The sequence below is a fragment of the Cobetia sp. BMC6 genome, from assembly GCF_029991385.1.
In the GTDB taxonomy this organism is placed as follows: domain Bacteria; phylum Pseudomonadota; class Gammaproteobacteria; order Pseudomonadales; family Halomonadaceae; genus Cobetia.
Window position 1 is genome coordinate 368,674 of sequence record NZ_JAKUMF010000002.1, and the last position, 21,407, is coordinate 390,080.

The window sequence follows — 21,407 nt, forward strand, 5'->3', positions numbered from 1 at the left end:
GCGTGGCTGGCCGCTTGAACCGGCGCCTTGTGCCTCATGCACGATGGCGGGTCGCCTGCCCCTCGGGGCGCGCTTCCCCTCACGCATGTCAGAGACAACGGCTTGCCGGATGCGCCAGTCTTGCTGCCATTGCCCGTGCCAGCGACATGCAACATATGAGTGTTACCTGAATGACTCTGGCAGGTACGCTGCCCCGGCCCACACAGTAAGACAGACGGGCGACGGCGAACTGTCGCGTGGCGTGGCCAAGGTTGCCCGGCAACCCGATGCCTGCCCGATGAAGAAGCCCTTTCGACCGACACGCAGTATCGGCCGTCCTTGTGGCGACCCATGAGCCTGTCCGTTGCGTGAGCCCGGCGATGACATGACCGGTGCAACGTGAGCAGACCCTCATGGCAGACGTCCGCTCCAGTCCCTTGCCGAACATTCGGGCAGGGGAGTGCTGGATGCGTGAATCCGTCAAGAACAGGCGAGAGCATTCGTGCCCTTCTGCACCCGAGGCCTGCGTGGCCTCGAAGACGCACACCCAGGGGGGGTTGCCGCAGAAGTGCAGGGAATGGCTCCCAATCCGGTAAAGGCGCATGCAGCCCGAGACTACCGCGCATCAGGCGCGAGTCAGGCGAACCAGGTGAGACGACTGGGCATGACGAACCAGCCGGGTGTGGCCTGTCACGGCGAGATTCCGAGAACGACCCGCGCCTGTCGCATATGAACCCTTGAAAAGAACGGATTACATGAGCGAGACGGATCAGACCCAGCCAGCCGCTGAGCAGACTCAGCAAGAGCCGCAGGACCCGAACCAGAAGCCGAGAAAGCCCAAGCGTCGTCGTCGCAAGCCGCGTCGCTCCCAGTCCAAGTGGAACCTCGATCAGTTTCCGGTCGCGCCGGTCGCCGGTCAGTGGCGCTTCCATGATTTCGATCTGCCGCTGCCGCTGATGCGTGCCATCCAGAAGGCCGGTTTTGAATACTGCACCCCGATCCAGGCCCAGACCTTCGAGAAGGCACTGCTAGGGGGTGACGTGGTCGGCCGTGCCCAGACTGGCAGCGGCAAGACCGCCGCCTTCCTGATCGCCACCCTGGCCTACTTCCTGGAAGAGAAGGCGCCGGAAGGCCAGAAGCCGGGTGCACCGCGTGCCGTCATCATCGCGCCGACCCGTGAGCTTGCGCTGCAGATAGAGAAGGACGCCAAGGCGTTCTCCGAATTCGCGCGCATCTCGGTGGCCTGCGTGGTGGGTGGCATGGACTACCAGAAGCAGCGTGAACGCCTCGAGCGCAAGGTCGACCTGCTGGTTGCAACGCCAGGCCGACTGCTCGATTTCCACACCAAGCGCGATGTCGATCTCTCCGAGACCGAGGTGCTGGTGGTCGACGAAGCGGACCGCATGCTGTCGATGGGCTTCATTCCTGACGTCAAGCGCATCATCCGCGCCACGCCACGTCCCGAAGAGCGCCAGACGCTGCTGTTCTCCGCCGAGTTGTCTTCCGATGTGCTGGGGCTGGCTGAGCAGTGGACGCATGAGGCGACTCAGGTCGCGGTCGAGCACGAAGCGACGGCTGCCATCGCGGCGGACAACGACGCCGTGCAGACCTACACCGTGAGCGATGATGACAAGCTGCGTCTGTTGATCAATCTGGTGAATCAGGGTGAGATGGAGCGCTCCGTGGTCTTCGGCAACAGTCGTGGGCTGGTGCGCAAGATCAACGCCGCGCTCAAGGAGGCCGGTATCGAATCGGCGGTGATGTCCGGCGCCGAGACCCAGACCGAGCGCCTGGAAGCCCATGAGGCCTTCCGCAACGGCAAGCTCAAGGTGCTGGTGGTCAGCGATGTCGCCGGGCGTGGCTTCGCACTCGAAGACGCGACCCATGCGATCAACTTCACGCTGCCGGAAGTGCCGGAAGACTACGTTCACCGTGCAAGCTTCAGCGAAGTGACCTTGATCAGCTTCGTCGGTGAGGAAGATGTCTTCTCACTGCCGGAGATCGAGGACTACCTGCAGGAAACGCTTCCGCGTCAGCAGCCGCCTCAGGGCCTGCTGTAACACCTGCTTGCACCTGGCCGGTAGCGAGAAGGTGGCCGGTCGCGCACGGCAGTCGAGGTAGATGGCAGTAGCACGCAAAGACGGCGGACAGCTCAGGCTGTTCGCCGTCTTGCGCTCCATGACCCACCGAGTTGACGAGAAGCGAGCTGACGGCAAGTGATCTTCTGGCAAGCGGCCAGTCGCCAGTTGTTGTTGACCGTGACCGGCTGTCGTGGGGCAGGGGGGGATGGCCAGTTGAGGAGAGAGACACGCAATGCTGGAAGATAGCCTCAAGGGCGAGATTCAGGGCGCCTATCGCAAGTTGCTCGAGGGTCTTGAGCTGACGCCGCGCTATGGGCAGCGGCTGATGATCGCCGAGATCGCGCGCACCCTGGGCAACATCGAGCAGAATCCGGAAGGCTATCGCCTCGGCAACGAGCATGTCTGCGTGCTGGAGGCCGGTACCGGTACCGGCAAGACGCTGGCCTATCTGCTCTCCGCGCTGCCGGTGGCCAAGGCGCGCGGCAAGCGGCTGGTGGTCTCGACCGCGACCATCGCGCTGCAGGAACAGGTCATGCATCAAGACCTGCCGGCGCTCAAGAAGCATTCGGGGCTGAACTTCGACTATGCGCTGGCCAAGGGCCGTCGCCGTTATCTGTGCGTGCAGAAGCTGGATCAGGCGCTGGAAGGTGTCGAGGACAACCCGACCATGGCGCTGTTCGAGCGCGACATGATTGCCAGTGATGGCGGCGGCTTCGTGGAGCTGGCCGGCAAGATGGCCGAGGACTATGCCAGCGGCGAGTGGGCGGGGGACCGCGACAGCTGGCCGTTGCAGGTCGAGGACCGCGACTGGGCGCGTCTGACCACTGACCATCGTCAGTGTACCAACCGCCGCTGCAGCCACTTCTCGGCGTGTGCCTTCTTCCGTGCGCGTCGTCAGCTGGAGCAGGCCGACATCATCGTCGCCAACCATGACCTGGTGCTGGCGGACCTCTCGCTGGGCGGCGGCCTGGTATTGCCATCGCCCAGCGACTGCATCTACGTCTTCGACGAAGCACACCATCTGCCCGACAAGGCGCTGGATCATTTCCATCATCGCACGCCGATCAATCAGACGCTGCGCTGGCTGGGCAACCTCAAGAAGTCGCTCACCGAGCTGAATGCGGCGCTGGGCAGTCAGCCGACCATCGGCCGCCTGCTGGCACGCATGCCCGAGTTGCTGGCGGATATCGAACCGCGTCTGGGCGAGGTGTTCGGGCTGGGGCATCAGCTGGCGGATCTGCCCAATGGGGCCGGCGAGGACGTCACCAATCATCGCTTCGAGCGCGGTCAGGCACCGGAGGCGCTCAAGGAGCTGGGCCACAACCTGCTCAAGGGCTTCGCGGAGCTGTCGCGGGCGCTGGAGCAGATCGCCGACATCCTGCGTGAGAGCCTGGACCCGGAGAAGGCCACCGGCTTGCCCAAGGAGAATGCCGAGGACTGGCTGCCGCTGGTGGCCCTGCTGCACGGACGTGCGCTGGAAGCCCATGCGCTGTGGGAGGCCATCGGCCTGAGTGATCCTGCCGATGGGCCGCCGCATGCGCGCTGGCTGACCTTCGAGCGCTTCAATGGCGAGCCGGAGATGACCGTCTCGGCAAGCCCGGTGTCGGCCGCGGAAACGCTGGCACGCCATCTGTGGGGCGCCTGTTTCGGCGCGGTGCTGACGTCGGCGACCCTGACGGCGCTCAATCGTTTCGAGCGCCTGCAGGAGCGCGCAGGCCTGGCCAATCGCTATCGCTATCAGCGTCTGCCCAGCCCGTTCGATTATGGCAAGGCGGTACTGGCCATTCCGCGTGAGGCGGTGGAGCCGTCGCCGCCCGGCCCGCACGAGCAGGCGATCGTCAACTTCGTCAATGCGCTGGATGTACGCGAGGCGGTGCTGGTGCTGTTCAGTTCGCGCAAGCAGCTGGCGGCGGTCAACAAGGCGCTGGACGGCGAGACCCGCAAGCGGGTACTGGCGCAGAGTCGTCTGCCCAAGCACGAGCTGCTCAGTCAGCACCGCAAAGCGGTGGATGGCGGGCGCGGCAGCATCATCTTCGGGCTGGCGAGCTTCGCCGAGGGTATTGACCTGCCCGGCAAGTATCTGACCCACGTGGTAATCACGCGGCTGCCGTTCGCGGTGCCGGATGACCCGGTCGGTGCGACGCTGGCGGAGTGGATCGAGTCGCGGGGCGGCAACCCGTTCATGCGTATCGCGGTGCCGGATGTCTCCATCAAGCTGGTGCAGGCCTGCGGGCGCCTGATCCGCAAGGAAGCCGATGAAGGGCGTATCACGATTCTGGATCGACGCATCCTCACCAAGCGTTACGGTCAGCAGTTGATCGAGGCGCTGCCGCCCTTCGTGCGCGAGATCGATGGCGTGCGCCAGAATTGATGGGCCAGAACTGATGGATCAGGGCTGAACGCTCAGAGCTGATTCGTCAGCTGCCCAGGCAGTAGCCATGAAAAAGCCCCGCCAATCGGCGGGGCTTTTTCAGGACTAGACACCCAATGCTGCCAGTCTGAAGCCAGTGGCCTCAGGTTTCTGGCTCAGACTTCTGGCTCAGGCTTCGGCAGGCTGCTGGAGGCGAGCGCGCAGTGCATCCTTGAGCTTGGCGTCCATGGTCTTGAAGGTGTCTTCGGTGGTCGCCCAGTCGATGCAGGCATCGGTGATGGAAACGCCGTATTCCATCTTGCTGCGGTCGGCATTGATCTTCTGTGCGCCCCAGTTGATGTGCGACTCGACCATCAGGCCCATGATGGAGCGATTGCCCTCGAGGATCTGCTGGGTGACGTTCTCCAGCACCAGCGGCTGCAGGCCCGGGTCCTTGTTGGAGTTGGCGTGGGAGCAGTCGACCATCAAGTTGGCGGTGACGCCGGCCTTGGCCAGTTCCTGCTCGGCCAGCGCGACGCTGACGCTGTCGTAGTTCGGCTTGCCGTTGCCGCCACGCAGCACGACGTGGCCGTAGGCGTTGCCACGGGTGCGGATGATCGCGACCTGGCCGGCCTGGTTGATGCCCAAGAAGTTATGGCCGTGGGACACGGACTGCAGGGCATTGACGGCGACATCCAGCGAGCCATCGGTGCCGTTCTTGAAGCCGACCGGGCACGACAGGCCAGAGGCCATCTCGCGGTGGGTCTGGGATTCGGTGGTGCGGGCGCCGATGGCGGACCAGCTGATGCAGTCCTGCAGGTACTGCGGAGAGATCGGGTCGAGGGCTTCGGTGGCCAGCGGCAGGCCCATCTCGGCCAGCTCGACCAGCAGGCCGCGCGCGATGTGCAGGCCTTCCTCGATCTCGAAGGTGTCATTGAGGTGCGGGTCGTTGATCAGGCCTTTCCAGCCGACGGTGGTACGCGGCTTCTCGAAGTAGACGCGCATCACGATATAGAGGCTGTCCTTCACTTCTTCGGCCAGCACCTTCAGGCGGCGCGCGTAATCACGGGCGGCGTCCAGGTCATGGATGGAGCAGGGGCCGACCACGACCAGCAGGCGCGGGTCTTCACCGTCCAGAATGCGCTGGATGATGCGACGGCCTTCGATGACGGTCTCTTCGGCCTTGGCGGTCAGCGGGATGTCCTGCTTGAGCGCTTCGGGGGTGATCAGCACGTCCTGGGACAGGACGTTGAGGTTGTTGACGTGTTGTTCTGACATGACAGTGTCCTGAGCGGTGTGCGGTCTGCATGGCGGCTGGCAGAGTCAGACGGGCGTCTTTGCGCCCGCCATCCGTGTTGTGCGTACTGAATGACGCCCATGGTATCTGCTGCATGCCGGCTTGTCAGCGTCATTGGGTCAAATTTAATCAACTGTCAAGTTGACTGGCGCTGACTTGAGGCTCGTGTGAATCAAGATGAGCGTAAATCGTAAAGAAATCGTTACGCTTTGACGTGTCAGCGTCGCCAAACGCTGTCATGACGGGAGTGAACACGCAAAACCTGAGGCTTTGACGGCATGGCGTCTTGCCGTACAAATGATAAACAGGAACACTGTGCGTTGATTTTGGTCGCGTCAGCGGGCCGCCGGGCGCTTTTTCGCCCCGCGCCAGGCATCGCATCCATCACAACGAATATCAAAGGGGCCGGATAACGCATGCGCGAGTCGCAATTCCTGTCAGGTGCTGATGCCCCGGGGATTCCTGATGTGGAGTCCGCAAGCGGTGCCTCCACTCCCGCGGAGGGAGCGAGTGAATGAGTGTCAATGAAACGGACCAGCAGTTGGTCGAGCGCGCCCAGAAAGGGGATAACCGCGCCTTTGATCTGCTGGTCAGGAAATATCAGCACAAGATTCTCGGCCTGATCAGCCGTTACGTACACGATCATTCAGAAGTTCAGGATGTCGCCCAGGAAGCCTTCATCAAGGCCTATCGTGCGTTGCCCAACTTTCGTGCCGAGAGCGCCTTCTACACCTGGATGTACCGGATCGCCATCAATACGGCCAAGAATCATCTGGTCTCGCGTGGCCGTCGTCCGCCCGGCACCGATATGGATGTCGGCGATGCCGAGGTGGTTGATCAATCCGGTCGCCTGTCGGACATCGAGACGCCGGAAGCTGCCATGGCGCGTGATGAGCTGGAGAGGGTCGTATTCGAGGCCATCGAGAAGCTGCCCGAAGATCTGCGCACCGCCATCACGCTGCGCGAATTCGATGGTCTGTCCTATGAGGATATCGCCGAAGTGATGCAGTGCCCGGTGGGCACGGTACGTTCGCGTATCTTCCGGGCACGTGAAGCGGTCGACAAGGCGATTCAGGGGCTGGTCAGTCCCGCCTCGGCGGCGTCTGCCGTCGAGTGACGTCGCTGTTCTGCGTCGCCCCTGTGAGAGAAGAGCCACAAAAATCTTGTTGATTAAATCCAATCAACTCAGTGGCTTGGCGAAATCTTGCATCTAAAGTGAATGTTTTCTGAATGAATGGCGGAACAATCCGTGCAGCGCGTGTTCTTATTGTTCAGTAGTCATGTAGCTCAGCGACTGCGTGCATGAGCGCTGGAAGGCGAGTGGCGAGGGGCAGGGCACGAAAGCCCCTCTTCCACGGCGCAGTAACGCTGTTTGCCGTTGGTCTGCTCGGGCCATCAGCCGCCATGGTGAATGACGCCATTTGTTGCCAGGAGAGCAGATTGAAGTCGTCGTTCAATCTGACGAGTGTGAGGGTATTTACGCATGAATCTGAAGACCACCGAATCCGTGAAGGAGTCGCTGTCCGCGCTGATGGATGCGGAGGGTGACGAGCTGGATCTGCGTCGTGTCCTCAAGGGGCTCGATGAGTCTCCTGAGGCTGCAGACACCTGGCGCCGCTATCACCTTGCGCGCAGTGCCATGCATCGTGAGCGGGAAAGCACCTTCACTCTGGATATCGCGTCGGCGGTCAGCGCTGAGGTAGAGCTGATCTCTCGCGAGGCTCCTGCGAGCGCACCGCCCGTGGCCGAGCGTCGCAGCCTGTTCTCCTTTGCCGGTTCCGCGGCCATCGCGGCAGGCGTGGCGGTGATGGTGATCACCGGCGTGCAGGTCTTCAATGGCGGTGACAATGGGGTGCCCGGCGGCGTGAACAGCGGTGCAGAGCTTGCCAGTGGTTCTTCCGCCAATCAGGGCGGTTCAGCCATCCAGGGCGGTACCGTACGTCAGGTCAGCCAGCCGTCGGTGAATGCCGAGGCGTCTCAGTGGGTACAGCCCGGCACCAACAGCGGCTTGATGCAGGTCGGCGTGACGCCCTCCAGCTCGCGCCCGATGTTCATGGCGCCGCAGAATGGCAGCTACGACTCCGGCATGTCGTCCAGCAATGTCGCCGCGGCGGATCTCGCCCAGCGTCGTCTGCTCGAGGCCTACCTGAGCCAGCATTCCTCGCGTGGCCCGGTGCCGGAGCGCAGTGAGTGGATCAGCCTGCAGGATGTTGCCCAGTAACATTTTCTGGATGACTGGCTTGCGCTGGCGTCATTGCCAAGCCAGAGGAAAGCAGCAGGGATGGACAAGAAAAGAGGGGCAGCCATTGGCTGCCCCTCTTTTCTTGTCTGTATATCCTAGTTGCGCCCACATGAGCTGGTCGCGTCCGGCCAGCGCCGTCACTCGCCGGTGTGACCACGATCGGCCTCAGTCATGCAGATAGCGATCTGCCGTCTGGATGTAGAGCGCCTCGACCTTGGCGCGTGCCCAGGGCGTGCGGCGCAGGAACTTGAGGCTCGAGTTGATGCTCGGGTCGCTGAGGAAGCAGTTGATGGGAATCAGCTCGCCCAGGGTCTCGAAGCCGTAGTGGTCCACCAGCCAGGTCAGCAGTGCCTTGAGGGTGACGCCGTGCAGCGGGTCCAGGCGGGAAGTGGATGGGGGTGCGTCGCTCATGCGGGCTCCTGTTGTTGGTATCGTGGGCGCTTGTCGGGCCTGAGGCGCGTGAAGTGCCGCCGTGAATGACGCTATTCTACGCGTATGTGTCGCCAGTGCGCGGCGAGTTTTTGCAGGAGTCAGCAAGATGATGCAGGAAGAGGGGCAGGTCACGGGGCATGGCAAGGAAGGCGTCTGGGTCGAGACCCAGCGTCGCTCCACCTGTGGTGCCTGCAATGCACGCAGTAGCTGTGGCAGCGGCCTGTTGAGCCAGTTTTCCCGTCGCAAGCCGCATCGCGTGCTGATCCATGTGCCGGCAGGCGAAGACTTGCCGATGGTGGGCGAGCGGGTGGTGATCGGCATCGATGAGTCGGCGTTTCTGCGCAGTGCGGGCCTGCTGTATGGCCTGCCGCTGGTCAGCGGCATGCTGGGGGGGATCGTGGCCGAGCAGCTGGCGGGCGCCGGCACCCTGGCGGTGCCGTTGGGCTTCGCGCTCTCGTTGGCGGCGGGCCTGATGGCCGTGCGCTGGCATGCCGCGCGCCCTGAGCGCCAGGCGCTCTATCGACCGCGCTTGATGCGTCGTCTCGGCATGGATGCGATGGCGATCAAGGCGCTGTAGTCGTCGTGCTCAAGTGATGACGTGTTCAAGTGATAGCGGTAGTCGACTCTCCCGGTAGATAGGGGAATGACTTGCGTAGTCGGCAGGTGGCGTCGTCAGCCTGCATCGGGCTGGCATCGGCACCTGTCGGATGTTGGCGACGCATGGTTGCGTCCAGCGCGGCACCAATCGCTGAACTTCAACGACGCTTCGACGTCAATGAGAAGGACGCCGCCAGCGATGTGACGCTGCCATCGTCAGTAGTTGCGTGATTGCACGCCTGATAACAAGTGATGACAGGACGTACCAGGAGCCGCACTGATGAAATCCCTTTCCCGCCTGATGGTACCTGCTCTGGCCATGGCTGCCCTGATGGGCTCCCAGCTGGTCCAGGCTCGTGAATTGCCCGACTTCACCCAGCTGGTCAAGGACTCGGCGCCCGCGGTGGTCAATATCGCGACCACCACCGAGATCCAGCGCAGCTCGGGGCCGGTGTTCCGAGGGCCCAATGGCGAAGAGATGCCCGAATTCTTCAAGCGCTTCTTCGGTGATCAGCTGCCCGGACCGGGCCGCGGGGGTATCGAGAAGCGCTCCAGTCTCGGGTCTGGCTTCATCATCTCCGATGATGGCTACATCATGACCAATGCCCATGTCATCGACGGTGCCGATGAGGTGATGGTGCGCCTCAATGACCGTCGCGAACTCAAGGCGCAGGTGGTCGGTGAGGACAAGAAGACCGATATCGCGCTGCTCAAGGTCAAGGCGGAAGACCTGCCGACCTTGCCGATGGGCGACAGCGATGCGCTGGAAGTCGGTGAATGGGTGGCCGCGATCGGCTCACCGTTCGGCTTCGACCATTCCGTCACCGCCGGCATCGTCAGCGCCATCGATCGCACCCTGCCGTCGGACGCCTATGTGCCGTTCATCCAGACGGATGTGGCGATCAACCCGGGCAACTCCGGTGGGCCGCTGTTCGATCTCGATGGCGATGTGGTGGGCATCAATTCCCAGATCTATACCCGCTCCGGCGGCTTCATGGGCGTGAGCTTCGCGATCCCGATCAATGTGGCGATGGATGTCGCCGACAAGCTCAAGACCGATGGGCGCGTGGACCGCGGCTGGCTGGGCGTCGTCATTCAGCCGGTTTCCAAGGATCTGGCCGAATCCTTCGGGCTGGACCGTGCGCGTGGTGCGCTGATCGCCGATCTTGATCCGGATGGCCCTGCCGCCGCCGCTGGCCTCAAGAGTGGTGACATCATCACCGATGTCGATGGCAAGGCGGTCGAGAGCTCGGCTTACCTGCCACGCATGGTCGGTGCCAGCTCGCCGGGCGATTCGCTCAAGCTCTCGATCCTGCGCGATGGCAAGAGTCAGACGTTGACTGCCAAGGTCGGCCATTGGCCGGGCAGTGAGCAGGCGCATGCCGGCAAGGCCAGTGATGACAAGCAGGGGCTGGGTGTTGCGGTGACAGAGCTCGACAAGGCCAGCTTGAACGAGCTCAATCTCGATCACGGGGTGCGCGTGATGGAAGTCGACCCGCAGGGCGTGGCTGCCGAGGCAGGCATCAGCGCTGGCGATGTGCTGGTCGAGCTCAACCAGCAGCCGTTGACCAGCGTGCAGGCGTTGCGCGATGTGGTCGCCAAGCTGCCGACCAACCGTCCGGTCTCGCTGCGCCTGGTGCGCAACGGTCGCCCGTTGTACATCGCACTGCGCATGCGTGCCGACAGCGACAAGTGATCCAGCCAGCGTCTGGGAATAGTGACGAGGACTGGATTGACGAGCGCGCAGGCAACAGAAGGTGACCGCCACCGGCATGTAGGCGGTCACTCCGGTAGCAGACGGGGCGTACGGGCGACTGTGCGCCCCGTCTGCTACCGGGCGGTCCTGCGTTCACCCGAGTTCAGGCGAGCTGTGATAGGACTCGGACGGGCGCAAAAGGCAACGCCTTCTATCATCGCTTGTGGTCGGACTGTACAATGCGTGCAATTCGATTTCCGTCGTCTCCCGTGTTGGCCGTGTGATTTTCACGGAGACGGGCACAAATACAGAGCAGTGATCCATGACCGAACGCGTAACGCCGCCGTCCTTGAAGCATATCCGCAACTTCTCAATCATCGCCCACATCGACCACGGCAAGTCCACGCTGGCTGACCGCATCATCCAGCTGTGCGAAGGCTTGAGCGACCGTGAGCTCAAGGAGCAGGTGCTTGACTCGATGGACATCGAGCGTGAGCGCGGCATCACCATCAAGGCGCAGTCGGTGACCCTCGACTACCACGCTGACGATGGCAACACCTATCAGCTGAACTTCATCGATACACCGGGGCACGTCGACTTCTCCTATGAAGTCTCGCGCTCGCTGTATGCCTGTGAAGGGGCGTTGCTGGTGGTCGATGCCGGCCAGGGTGTCGAAGCCCAGTCGGTGGCCAACTGCTACACCGCCATCGAGCAGGGCCTCGAGGTGCTGCCGGTCCTCAACAAGATGGATCTGCCGCAGGCGGACCCGGAGAAGGTCTCCCAGGAGATCGAGGAGATCATCGGTCTGGACGCGACGGATGCCTGTCAGGTGTCCGCCAAGTCCGGCATGGGCATGGAGGCGCTGCTCGAGCGTCTGGTGCGTGACATTCCGCCCCCCAAGGGAGATCCGGAAGCGCCGCTGCAGGCGTTGATCATCGATTCCTGGTTCGACAACTACCTCGGCGTCGTCTCGCTGGTGCGTATCTTCGATGGCACCCTGAAGAAGGGCGAGAAGATCCGTCTGAAGTCCACTGGCCGTGACTGGGAGACCGGCGCGATCGGTATCTTCACGCCCAAGCGCAAGGAGACCGGCGTGCTGCGCGCCGGCGAGGTCGGCTTCATCGTCGCCGGTATCAAGGACATCTTGGGCGCGCCGGTGGGGGATACCATCGTGCACACCAAGACGGCTGACAAGGTCGAGCGCCTGCCGGGCTTCCAGAAGGTCAAGCCGCAGGTCTATGCCGGCATGTTCCCGATCAGCTCCGATGACTACGAGGACTTCCGTGACGCGCTGCAGAAGCTGGCGCTCAACGATGCCTCGCTGGACTACGAGCCGGAGAACTCCGACGCGCTGGGCTTCGGTTTCCGTGTCGGTTTCCTCGGTACCCTGCACATGGAGATCATCCAGGAACGTCTGGAGCGCGAGTACAATCTCGACCTGCTGACCACCGCGCCGACGGTGATCTATGAGGTGCTGATGGACAACGGCGATGTGCTGCCGGTGTCCAACCCTTCCAAGCTTCCGGACATGGCCAACGTCGATGAGCTGCGCGAGCCGATCTGCCGCGCTACCATCCTCGTGCCACAGGAATACGTCGGCAACGTCATCACCGAGTGCGTCAATCGTCGTGGCGTTCAGCTCGACATGCAGTTCCTGGGTAGCCAGATCCAGCTGATCTATGAACTGCCGATGGCAGAAGTGGTGATGGACTTCTTCGATCGCCTCAAGTCCATTTCCAAGGGCTATGCGTCACTGGATTACAGTTTCGAGCGCTTCGAGGCGGCCAAGCTGGTGCGTCTGGACGTGTTGATCAACGGCGATCGCGTCGATGCACTGGCGGCGATCATCCACCGTGATCACGCCCATGGTCGCGGCCGTCTGCTGGTCGAGAAGATGAAAGAGCTGATTCCGCGTCAGATGTTCGATGTGGCGATCCAGGCTGCCGTCGGTGGGCAGGTCGTGGCACGCTCCACCGTCAAGGCGCTGCGCAAGAACGTGACAGCCAAATGTTACGGCGGCGACGTCAGCCGCAAGAAGAAGCTGCTCGAGAAGCAGAAAGCGGGCAAGAAGCGCATGAAGCAGGTCGGCCGGGTGGAAATCCCCCAGGACGCCTTCCTTGCCGTGCTCAAGATGAACGACTGAGGCAGGCCGCCGTCTGGCGGCTTGCCACCAAGATCCAGGGCAGACAGGGACAACGATGGATTTCTCGCTAGTATTGGTGATTGCCGTAGCGGTAGCCGGCGTGGTGTGGTTGATAGACCTGGTTGCCCTGCGCAGTGCGCGCAAGGCGCGTGTGGCCAAGGCCGAGGCCTCCGTCGAAGGAGAACTGGACGCTGGCACGCGTGAGAAGCTGGCTCGTGACCCGTGGCCGGTGGACTATGCCAAGTCCTTCTTTCCGGTGCTGCTGCTGGTGCTGGTGGTGCGCTCCTTCGCGTTCGAGCCGTTCCAGATCCCGTCCGGCTCGATGCTGCCGACGCTCAAGATCGGCGACTTCATCCTGGTCAACAAGTATGACTATGGCCTGCGCCTGCCGGTGGTCGACACCAAGGTGCTGGAAGTCGGCGAGCCGGAGCGTGGCGATGTGATGGTGTTCCGTTTCCCGGAAGATCCGTCCACCAACTTCATCAAGCGCGTCGTCGGCCTGCCGGGCGATACCATTCGCTATGAGGGCAAGCAGCTCTACGTGAATGGTGAGGCCATCGACAAGACATTGAATGCGCGCAACTCCAGTGAACAGTCCGGTGAAGACCTGCTGGATGAGACACTGGGGAAACACGCGCATCAAATCTACAATAACCCTCAGGACCCCGGTCCGCAGATGCGTGAGGTCCGGGTGCCGGAAGGCATGTACTTCGTGATGGGTGACAATCGTGATCACTCCAACGACAGCCGCTACTGGGGCTTCGTGCCGGAAGAGAACATCGTCGGCAAGGCGGTGGCGGTGTGGATGCACTGGAAAGAAGGGTTCCCTGACTTTTCCTCGGTACGCCTGATTCATTGATCAGTGCATTGACCGGGCCGCCGAGAGGCGGCCCGGTCGTATCTGGCAGGGCCGCATTGGTCCGCCGGCCTCATCAGTGCGGATTTTCGACATGGGACGATGCGTCGTGCCTGCCATGTCAACCTGCTGTTCATCATGTCGGACCCGCGGCCACAAGCCTGCGGGCAGCGCGGCTGACGAATATCGGATTGGGATGGTGGCAATCGGCAACTCCTCAAGCCGCGTAGGCTTCGGGCATCGCGAGACATGTCGAAGACGACAGGCATCAGCCAGCATGACTGATGCACCATTCGACAGGACGCCCGCGGGCGTCAGCGACAAAAAGAGAGTAGGGAGACCTGTGAGTAGCCCGCTGAATGCCTTTGTAAAGCGTATCGGCCACACCTTCGAGGATGCGAGCCTGCTGGAACTGGCTCTGACCCATCGAAGCTATGGTGGCCAGAACAATGAGCGTCTCGAATTCCTTGGCGATTCCATCGTCAACTTCGTGATCGCCGAAGCGCTGTTCCTGCGCTTCCCCCAGGCCCGCGAAGGCCAGCTGTCACGCCTGCGTGCGCGCCTGGTCAAGGGTCAGACCCTCGCGGAGCTGGCGCGTGAATTCAATCTCGGCGAGAACCTGCGTCTTGGCTCCGGCGAGATGAAAAGCGGCGGTCACCGTCGCGAGTCCATTCTGGCCGATGCCGTGGAAGCCGTGATCGGTGCCATCTACCTGGACGCCGGCATGCAGGTGGCGCGTGAACACGTACTGCGCTGGTACGCCACCCGTCTTGAAGCGCTGAATCTTCAGGACACCCAGAAAGACCCCAAGACGCGTCTGCAGGAATTCCTGCAATCGCGTCAGGCGGCACTGCCGCGTTATGAGGTGACCAGCGTCGAAGGCGAAGCGCATTCGCAGACCTTCAGCGTCGATTGCCACGTCGAGATGATCGACACCAAGACCACAGGCGTCGGCTCCAGCCGTCGTCATGCTGAACAGCAGGCGGCCGAGTTCGCGCTGCAACTGCTCGAACCTGCCCGCGGAGGCCGCTCATGAGCCATACCCCAGAAGACAACGTCACCCCGAGCGGCGACGCCCCTGATCACTCCACTGATAACGGCGCCGGCACGCCGGATGCGCTCGAGGGCATGCTGGCGGCCGCCGGTGTCAGCGATCAGCCGCTGCCGGACACCCGCTGTGGCTTCGTCGCCATCGTCGGTCGCCCGAATGTCGGCAAGTCGACGCTGATGAACCACATCCTGGGCCAGAAGGTCTCGATCACCTCGCGTCGCCCGCAGACCACGCGTCACCAGGTGATGGGTATCCACACCGAAGAGGGCACCCAGTGTGTCTTCGTCGACACCCCGGGAATCCACATCATGCAGCGCGATCGCAACAAGGCGATCAATCGCTTCATGAACCAGGCCGCCACCCAGGCGCTGCGTGACGTCGATGCCGTCGTCTTCATCGTCGACCGCACCCGCTGGATGGAAGAAGACCAGATCGTGCTCGAGAAGCTGGCCCACGTGAAGGCGCCGGTGATCCTGGTGGTCAACAAGATCGATTGGCTCAAGGACAAGACCACCCTCGCGCCCTGGCTGCAGAGCCTGCAGGAACGTCGCGACTTCGCGGCCATCATTCCGATGTCGGCCAAGAACGGCACCAACATCGATCTGCTGCTCGAGAACGTGATGAAGCGTCTGCCGCAGGGCGAGCACATGTTCGCGGACGACCAGATCACCAACAAGAGCTCTCGCTTCCTGGCCTCCGAGCTGGTGCGCGAGAAGGTGATGCGTCAGCTGGGCGACGAACTGCCCTACCAGATGACCGTCGAGATCGAGGAATTCAAGACCGATCAGCGCGGCACCCTGCACATCAGCGCGCTGATGATGGTCGAGCGTCAGGGCCAGAAGAAGATCCTGATCGGCGAGAACGGTGAGCGCATCAAGAACATCGGGCGTGAAGCGCGCCTCGAGATGGAGCGTGCCTTCGACGCCAAGGTCATGCTGAACCTGTGGGTCAAGGTCAAGCGTGGCTGGTCGGATGACGAGCGTGCCCTGAAGAGTCTGGGTTACACCCACGACAAGGACTGACGATGCCGCGCGAGCGGTACGGGTGGTGGCGATCCAGAAGGTTCGCGACTGCCGTGTGCCGCTCGCCGCTGATCCGATGTCCTCGCGGTCTCTGCCGCGCACCGCCTGGCCCTGTCCAGGCGGTCTCGTTTCTTGCCAGCCCCTCTGCCAGTCCTTCTGCCAGCTTTTTTTGCCAAGCCACCGTCTGACGTGAGCCTGCCTGATGACGCCGCAACCGGCCTTCCTGCTGCATCGCAAGCCTTACCGTGAAACCAGTGCCATCATCGAATTGCTGACCCTCGAACACGGACGGGTGCGCGCGGTGGCGCGCGGCGTTCAGCGTCCGGGCAGCAAGGCGCGGGCGCGCCTTCAACCGTTCACTCCTCTGCATGTCACCTGGCGTGGCGAGAGTGATCTCAAGACCCTCAACCTGATGGAGACCGGCGGCAGCGCCAGCCTGCTGGCGGGCGAGGGGCTGCTGTGCGGGTTCTACGCCAATGAGCTTTTGACCCGCACCCTGCCGGTGGAAATGCCGGTGCCGGAGCTGTTCGCGCTCTACTCGTTGACGTTGGACGAGGTGGCTCTGCCCGCCAGGCGCGCGCCCGCGCTCAGGCGACTGGAATACAGCTTGCTGGAAGCGCTGGAGCAACTGCCACAGTTTCGCGCTCTGGATGACAGCCCCTTGATGCCGGACGTGCGCTATGACTATGTGGTCAGTGAACGACGCTTTCAGGCGCAGCCGCCAGGCGCCGCGGGCATCGAAGGGCGGGCCCTGAAGTTGCTGGCCAGCGAAGACTGGGGCCACGCAGGACTCGCCCGCGAGAGCCTGTGGCTGGCGCGGCGTGCGCTGGCGCCGCTGCTGGGGGATCGTCCGCTGCGTTCGCGCGAGTTGATGATGCAGCTGACGGCCAGGCGGCGTCAGAGTCGCGAGTCCGACTGATGCCATCAGGCGTGCCGGCACTGTCCGGCTGCGGGGTGACGCATGATAGTATTGCGCGACATGTCTTCGGCATGGCCTTCGTCGCCATGCCTGTTCTCTTGTTCATCGTTAGGAGCTGATCATGCATCCGCTGCGCATCCTGCTCGGGGTCAACATCGACCACATCGCCACACTGCGTCAGGCGCGTGGTACCCGCTATCCGGACCCGGTCCAGGCCGCGCTGGTCGCGGAAGAGGCGGGTGCCGACGGCATCACCGTGCACCTGCGTGAAGATCGTCGCCACATCCAGGAGCGCGACGTGCGCATTCTGGCCGAGGTGCTCAACACGCGCATGAACCTCGAGATGGCCGTCAGCGAAGAGATGCTGGCGCTGGCCGAGGAAGTCCAGCCGGCCAATGTGTGTCTGGTGCCGGAAAAGCGCGAAGAGCTGACCACTGAAGGCGGGCTGGATGTCGCCGGTGATCTGGCGCGCATCACCGCCGCTTGCGAGCGTCTGGCAGCGGCGGGCTGTGAAGTCTCGCTGTTCATCGACCCGGAGCCTGAGCAGATCCGTGCCGCCTTCGAGGCCGGTGCGCCGGTCATCGAGCTGCATACCGGTGCCTATGCCGATGCCATGGGCGAGACGGCGCGTGTCGAGTTCGAGCGTATCGCGGCCGCCGCGGAGCTGGCCAACGAGCTGGGGCTGGTGGTCAATGCCGGGCACGGCCTCAACTATCACAACGTCGAGGCGATCGCGGGTATCTCGGGGCTCAATGAGCTGAACATCGGTCACGCGATCATCGCGCGCGCCATGTTCGTCGGTCTGAAGGAGGCCGTCATCGAGATGAAGCGTCTGTGTATCGCAGGCCAGGAAGCGGGCCTGATGGCCGCGCTGGATGCGCACGATCATGACCATGACCACGAACACGGTGATGACCATGAGCATGTGCAGGGCTCAGGCTGCTGCGGATGATCGTCGGCATAGGCACGGACATCGCGCGTATCGAGCGCTTCGAGGCAGGCATGGCACGCCATGGCGAGCGTTTTGCACGCCGATTGCTGGGGGAAGAGGAGCTGGCGCGCTTTGCCGATCACTCTCATCCGGCGGCCTTTCTGGCCAAGCGTTTCGCGGCCAAGGAAGCCTTCGTCAAGGCGCTGGGCACCGGCCTGCGCCAGGGCATGCGCTTCACCCAGATTCAGGTGGTCAACGACGCCCTGGGCAAGCCCTCGCTCAAGCTGTCTGACGAGGCGGAAGCCCTGACCGCGCGGGCGGGTATCCGCCATCTGCACCTGTCGATCAGTGATGAGCGTGATCAGGCCATCGCCTTCGTGGTCTTGGAGCGTTAGCCTCATTGCTCTCGCGCTGAATCGCCTATTCTGAATACGGCGCTCGCAACGACAACGCCACCCCTGCCTTGCGGCGGCGGGTGGCGTTGTCGTCTGTGCAGGACTGGTTTTTCAGCGCTGGTTTTTGGGCTGGGGCTCGCTTGTCTGTGGCTTGCTTGTCTGTGGATTGTTTACCGATGACGAGCCTGTGGCGGATGGCTCAGCGGGTGCATTCGAGGGCGCGGAGGAGGACGAGGGGGAGGTCTCGACAGGAGACGCTGTCGGCGTCTCAGGCGTCTCACCCGCGGGGCTAGCCGGCTCAAGCGGCGCGGCGAGCAGGGCCTTGGCTTCATCGCTGTGTGACCACTGGATTAGGCTGTCGATGGCCGCGAACAGGGCCTCGACATCCTCTTCCAGCCGCGACAGGCCGCTGACGCGGATGCGGGTCTCCAGCGCTTCCACCAGCAGTGCCAGACGCGGCACGCCACAGTAGCGGCAGGCGCCGTTGAGATAATGCACGCCATCGATCATCGCCTCGTTGTCACGCGCCTGCCAGGCGCGACGGATCCTGGCCTCGCTCTCCGGCAGACTCTCGATCAACAGCCCCAGCATCTCCAGCGCCAGGGCCTCGCGGCCGCCGGCCATCTCCACGCCCAGTGCCATGTCGACCACCGGCAGGTCGGCGTCCTGTTCCAGGCTGAGCTGGTGCTTTGCGGCAGAGTGGGGCAGCGGCGCTACCGACGATGAGGGCTCGGCCTGGCTGGCAGCGTCTTTCACTCCCGGCGGCAAGGCAGACGTCGCCGGACTGCGAGCAGGGCTGCGCGTTTGGCTGCGGGCAGAGCTATGCGATTGGCTGGACGTGCGCGCTGCCTGCGGTGGCGGGTTCAGCGAAATGCCCAGATGACGACTGAGCAGGTTGGCCAGCAGGCCCTCGTCGATGGGCTTGATCAGGTAGTCATCCATGCCTTCCGCCAGCAGCTCTCGCCGCTCGTGTGCCAATGCATGGGCGGTGAGGGCGATCACCGGCAGGTGACGGTTGCCCTCGCGCTGTTGATGACGCAGTGCCTTGGTGGCTTCCAGTCCGTTCATGCCCGGCATCTGGATATCCATCAGGACGGCATCCACGACCTGCTCCTGAGCCAGGGCCAGCGCCTCTTCGCCACTCTGGGCCGCCAGGGTGTCCAGCCCCATGTCGGTCAACAGCTCCTCGGCCAACAGTCGGTTGGAGGGGTTGTCATCGACCACCATCACGCACTTGCGAGGCTGTGCGGACGTTCCCTGACTCGCAGGCTGTGCGGTGAGCTCAGGCCCCGAGCCGGCCGGTGGCGTCTTGGCAGGCGTGGCGGTCGGCTTGGCGGCTTGCGCCGTGCTTGAGTTCTGCTCGCGTGTGGTCGGCTCGAAGGAGGTGAAGGTGTCGCTGCGCGGCGCCTGAGTCGGGTCGCGGTGAGGTGAATGCAGCAGATTGGCCAGCTTGTGGCGCATCTGCAGGCGTGTGACCGGCTTGCTGACCACCTCATCGATACCGTACTGCTGCAGGTTCTCGGCGTCGGCGGGCAAAGGGGCATTCAACAGGCCCAGCACGCGACACGGCAGATGCTTGAGACGCGCGCTCCATTCATCCAGCCGCTTGAGATCACGGCTCTCCAGCGCGACTACCACCAGGTCCGGCTGCTCTTCGATGCCGACCAGCGTCAGTGACCAGCGGGTCAGCAGGTAACTCAGGGCGCGACGGGTGGCCGAGTGTGGCTCGATCAGACAGATGCGTTGATGATCGAACACGACTTCGCGCGGGCGCTCCTCGATGCTGCTGACCGCTACGGGGACGCTGAACAGGAAGGTGGAGCCGTGGCCGGGCAGGCTGTCGACCTGGATCTCGCCGCCCATCTGCTCGACCAGTCGCTTGGAGATCATCAGCCCGAGGCCTGTGCCGCCGAACTGGCGTGCCCGTGAAGGATCTCCCTGCGAGAAGGCCTGGAACAGACGATTGCGCTGGGCGCTATCCATGCCGATGCCGGTGTCTGCCACCGCGATCTTGAGGCGGGTGTTGCTGCCGGACAGGTCGTCCACCATCACGCGCACGATGACTTCGCCGCGCTCGGTGAACTTGACGGCATTGGCGACCAGATTCGTCACGACCTGCTTGATGCGCAGCGGGTCGCCCTCGAAGCGCTGCGGCACGTCGTCATAGACAAGCCCGAGCAGATGCAGATGCTTGCGATGAGCCTCCGGGGCGTGCATGGCGAGCACTTCCTCGATCAGCGGCTCGATGTCCATCTGTACCTTCTCGAGCTCAAGCTTGCCGGCTTCGATCTTGGAGAAGTCGAGAATGTCATTGATCAATGACATCAGGCTCGAGGAGGCATTCTGCATGTGGCCCAGCCAGTCGCGCTGGCGGTTGTCCAGATCACTGCGCCCCAGCAGGTTGCTGAAGCCGATGATGCCGTTGAGCGGCGTGCGGATCTCATGGCTCATGTTGGCCAGGAATTCCGACTTGATGCGGTTGGCTTCCAACGCCTTGCGGCGCGCCATGTCGAGCTCGATGTTCTTGATCTCGACGGTTTCCATTGATTCGTGCAGGTCCTGGGTGGTCTGTTCGATCTGGTCCTGCATGTCCTCGCGGGCACGCTTGAGCTGCTCGACGCTGCGATTGTAGTTCTCGGCCAGCTCGCTGAGGTCGTCATTGCCTGCCACCGGCAGCTGGCGGTGAGTCTCGCCGCGCGCCAGACAGGTCATGGCCTCGCCCAGCTCATGCAGCGGCTGCAGCATGCGGCGCGAGCCATGGAAGGCCAGCAGCAGCAGCGCCAGTCCGAAGACCAGGTTGGCCAGCCCGTAGCCGACAAGCAGCTGGTAGCGGTGCAGCACCAGGCGGGTGTCGGAGGCCTCCAGCACCAGCCACGACATCTGCTCGCCGCGTTGTGTCTCGCGCCACGGGTCGATGACCGGCATCACCATCACCAGCGAGTCCGGATCCGAGGGGTAGGTCTGACTCTCGACCAGCGCGCTGGTTTCCGGGCGCTGGCTGGGGCCGAGATGCAACAGGGCGCCGCCGTTGGCGGTGCGCAGCGTCAGGGCGCGCACGTCGCGCTGGTCGATCAGCATCTGGGCCTGCTCATGCAGACGCTGGTCGTCAGCGGCGAGGGCGGCGTTGGCCATGCCCGGCATGATGGCCTGCATGCTGGCCTGCAGGCGCTCCATCATGGCCAGGCGCTCACCGCTGATCTCGCGGTCCACCGCATACAGGCTGAACATCAGGCTGGTGGCGAGGGGCAGCAGCAAGAGGGCAAGCTGGAATCGGGTACGAAGCAGCATGGCAATCCATCGTCAAAGGGCGAACGAGCATCAGCGGCAAGCATACCTCGCGCTCATGAGCGAAGCGATGGCGAGCGCCCTGACAGGGCTGGGCGGGAGCGATATACTGCGCGCATCATCTACACCCC

At 63.3% G+C, this 21,407-nt stretch carries 16 protein-coding genes; 13 read left to right on the forward strand and 3 right to left on the reverse strand.

The features are described from left to right. Positions 1–734 precede the first annotated feature (734 nt). Together MKZ40_RS05835 and dinG are read left to right on the forward strand one after the other, a co-directional pair. A complete protein-coding gene (locus MKZ40_RS05835; protein WP_175088182.1) occupies positions 735–2,039 on the forward strand; it encodes a DEAD/DEAH box helicase in 1,305 nt (434 codons plus the stop codon). A 253-nt stretch (positions 2,040–2,292) separates the two neighbouring features. Then, positions 2,293–4,431, forward strand: a complete 2,139-nt coding sequence (gene dinG, locus MKZ40_RS05840) for an ATP-dependent DNA helicase DinG (RefSeq protein WP_175088181.1) — start codon at positions 2,293–2,295, stop codon at positions 4,429–4,431. 168 nt (positions 4,432–4,599) lie between these two features. Here dinG and MKZ40_RS05845 read toward each other — a convergent pair whose 3' ends face one another. Further along, positions 4,600–5,688 carry a 3-deoxy-7-phosphoheptulonate synthase gene (locus MKZ40_RS05845; protein ID WP_175088180.1) on the reverse strand — a complete coding sequence of 363 codons (1,089 nt, stop codon included), beginning with the start codon at positions 5,686–5,688 and terminating at the stop codon, positions 4,600–4,602. A 533-nt stretch (positions 5,689–6,221) separates the two neighbouring features. Here MKZ40_RS05845 and rpoE point away from each other — a divergent pair. Further along, positions 6,222–6,824, forward strand: a complete 603-nt coding sequence (rpoE, locus tag MKZ40_RS05850) for an RNA polymerase sigma factor RpoE (RefSeq protein WP_175088179.1) — start codon at positions 6,222–6,224, stop codon at positions 6,822–6,824. A 366-nt stretch (positions 6,825–7,190) separates the two neighbouring features. Then, positions 7,191–7,928, forward strand: a complete 738-nt coding sequence (locus MKZ40_RS05855; RefSeq protein ID WP_175088178.1) for a sigma-E factor negative regulatory protein — start codon at positions 7,191–7,193, stop codon at positions 7,926–7,928. A 186-nt stretch (positions 7,929–8,114) separates the two neighbouring features. Here MKZ40_RS05855 and MKZ40_RS05860 read toward each other — a convergent pair whose 3' ends face one another. After that, positions 8,115–8,360 (reverse strand): VF530 family protein, encoded by a 246-nt coding sequence (locus MKZ40_RS05860; RefSeq protein WP_043331871.1) that lies wholly within the window; start codon positions 8,358–8,360, stop codon positions 8,115–8,117. Positions 8,361–8,487: 127 nt separating this feature from the next. Here MKZ40_RS05860 and MKZ40_RS05865 point away from each other — a divergent pair, with 127 nt between their 5' ends. The 9 genes from MKZ40_RS05865 to acpS all read left to right on the forward strand — a co-directional run bounded on the left by MKZ40_RS05865 (position 8,488) and on the right by acpS (position 17,991). Further along, a complete protein-coding gene (locus tag MKZ40_RS05865) occupies positions 8,488–8,958 on the forward strand; it encodes a SoxR reducing system RseC family protein (protein WP_052384327.1) in 471 nt (156 codons plus the stop codon). A gap of 300 nt (positions 8,959–9,258) precedes the next feature. Beyond that, positions 9,259–10,674: a DegQ family serine endoprotease gene (locus tag MKZ40_RS05870; RefSeq protein WP_175088177.1), complete on the forward strand. Its 1,416-nt coding sequence runs from the start codon at positions 9,259–9,261 to the stop codon at positions 10,672–10,674. 322 nt (positions 10,675–10,996) lie between these two features. After that, a complete protein-coding gene (gene lepA, locus MKZ40_RS05875; RefSeq protein WP_175088176.1) occupies positions 10,997–12,817 on the forward strand; it encodes a translation elongation factor 4 in 1,821 nt (606 codons plus the stop codon). Between the two features lie 55 nt (positions 12,818–12,872). Next, complete coding sequence (gene lepB / locus MKZ40_RS05880) at positions 12,873–13,676, forward strand: signal peptidase I (protein WP_175088175.1); 804 nt, start codon at positions 12,873–12,875, stop codon at positions 13,674–13,676. 340 nt (positions 13,677–14,016) lie between these two features. Next, entirely contained in the window at positions 14,017–14,709 is a 693-nt protein-coding gene (rnc, locus tag MKZ40_RS05885) for a ribonuclease III (RefSeq protein ID WP_043331866.1), read from the forward strand. A gap of 92 nt (positions 14,710–14,801) precedes the next feature. Then, complete coding sequence (era, locus tag MKZ40_RS05890; RefSeq protein ID WP_052384345.1) at positions 14,802–15,746, forward strand: GTPase Era; 945 nt, start codon at positions 14,802–14,804, stop codon at positions 15,744–15,746. A gap of 202 nt (positions 15,747–15,948) precedes the next feature. Then, entirely contained in the window at positions 15,949–16,665 is a 717-nt protein-coding gene (gene recO, locus MKZ40_RS05895) for a DNA repair protein RecO (RefSeq protein WP_175088174.1), read from the forward strand. Positions 16,666–16,786: 121 nt separating this feature from the next. Beyond that, positions 16,787–17,617, forward strand: a complete 831-nt coding sequence (gene pdxJ / locus MKZ40_RS05900; protein ID WP_175088173.1) for a pyridoxine 5'-phosphate synthase — start codon at positions 16,787–16,789, stop codon at positions 17,615–17,617. After that, on the forward strand, positions 17,614–17,991 hold the full coding sequence (gene acpS / locus MKZ40_RS05905) for a holo-ACP synthase (protein WP_175088172.1): 378 nt from the start codon (positions 17,614–17,616) through the stop codon (positions 17,989–17,991). Before pdxJ ends, acpS begins: the two co-directional genes overlap by 4 nt. A gap of 111 nt (positions 17,992–18,102) precedes the next feature. Here the strand turns inward: acpS and MKZ40_RS05910 are convergent, their stop codons facing one another. Beyond that, positions 18,103–21,279: a hybrid sensor histidine kinase/response regulator gene (locus tag MKZ40_RS05910; protein WP_217485769.1), complete on the reverse strand. Its 3,177-nt coding sequence runs from the start codon at positions 21,277–21,279 to the stop codon at positions 18,103–18,105. Between the last annotated feature and the right edge of the window lie 128 nt (positions 21,280–21,407).